Source organism: Streptomyces sp. NPDC005794 (genome assembly GCF_042871445.1).
In the GTDB taxonomy this organism is placed as follows: domain Bacteria; phylum Actinomycetota; class Actinomycetes; order Streptomycetales; family Streptomycetaceae; genus Streptomyces.
In genome coordinates, this window is record NZ_JBIAIN010000040.1 from 15,302 (window position 1) to 16,494 (window position 1,193).

The 1,193-nt window shown below is 68.9% G+C and carries 2 protein-coding genes; one reads left to right on the plus strand and one right to left on the minus strand.

Annotation, left to right across the window (positions count from 1 at the left end; translation table 11 throughout):
* Positions 1 to 291 precede the first annotated feature (291 nt).
* Complete coding sequence (locus ACFYQ5_RS35710) at positions 292 to 492, minus strand: hypothetical protein (protein ID WP_389203737.1); 201 nt, start codon at positions 490 to 492, stop codon at positions 292 to 294.
* A gap of 428 nt (positions 493 to 920) precedes the next feature.
* Here ACFYQ5_RS35710 and ACFYQ5_RS35715 point away from each other — a divergent pair.
* A partial coding sequence (locus ACFYQ5_RS35715) for a hypothetical protein (RefSeq protein ID WP_389203739.1) occupies positions 921 to 1,193 on the plus strand: 273 nt, incomplete at its 3' end.

A 1,193-nucleotide genomic window follows, 5' to 3' on the forward strand; every position in this document is an offset into this window, starting at 1 on the left:
GCCCCCCAAACCCCCACCCCCCCCCCCCCCCTGCGTGCACCCCCCCACACCGCGCCCCCCCCCCCCGCGTCCCCGGGGGCAACCCCCCCCCCGGGGGGCCCCCCCCCCCCGGCCCCCGCCCCCCCCCCCCCCGCCGATTCTTTTACGTTGCGCACAGAGAACCCGGCAGCCGGTTACGGGGGGGAAACCGGCTGCCGGGAGCTCGGTCCCTGCGGTAGCAGGGAGGGTGAATTCTCCCCGTCAGGGAAGTTCGATTGTCGGTCGTGTGACTCGACGTTGTCAGTCGTGTTGTCAGTTGTGTGCGGACTTACGGGAGCGAGAACTCGCGACGAACGCGAGGACGACCAGTCCGACCGCGCCGATCGCCAGACTCACCCACGAGGGGGTGTCATCGGACAGCAGTGCCGTGACACCGAATTTTGTGTCCCACAAACGCTCGGTCAGGAATGAACCGAATCCCTGAACCGCCAGGACGATGCCGACCCACAGCATGTCGCTCCTCAAATGATCTGTTCGGGTGAGTCATCTTGTGCTTCTCGCACCGCGCTCCGACATGTGCTGTCGGGCTTGCCAACAGGACTTATTCAACCGCAGTCGGCGTCCGGCCCGGCAGAGGGAAACGTTGGTACCACTACCGACGAAAGTAGTGCCCGGCCACGGCGTTACCCCTCTCGTGGACCTGGTGTGCCGCGGCGGGAAGGTGCACGCCTCTGCGGCCGACGAGGCGGCCGCAGAGCGCGAAAGCCTCTAAGCGGAGCATAAAGCCGCAGGTCAGGGTGGTAGGTAGGGCCTGGGCCGGTTACGCATTAAGCTCTGCACGACCACGGAGCGCGAAGCCGACGTACGGGGGTGGGCTTGACGTGCAGCGAGCCAGGATGGCCGGGGAAGAGCGGTCCGACACGGCCGCGAGGACGTTCGGCATGCTCCCTCGGGATCCCGCCGCACCTCGCGGGGGCCCGCCGGCCGCGCCGCCGGACGCCGGGGCCGCCAGACGCGCCGCCCTGCGTCCCACGGGCCTCGACATCATCCTGCTGTCCGCCCTGACGATCCTGAACGTCGTCGTGGCCGTCATCAACGGGACCAACGGCGACGGGCACGCGCGGTTCGGGCCGTGGGCGGGGTTGGGGTTGCAGTTGGTGGTTGTGGTGGCGTTGGTGGTGCGGCGGGTGTGGCCGTTGGTGGTGTTGGGTGTG

Bases quoted from the DNA above. Each gene is read 5' to 3' on its own strand.
- ACFYQ5_RS35710 (WP_389203737.1), bottom strand. From the start codon at position 492: ATGCTGTGGGTCGGCATCGTCCTGGCGGTTCAGGGATTCGGTTCATTC.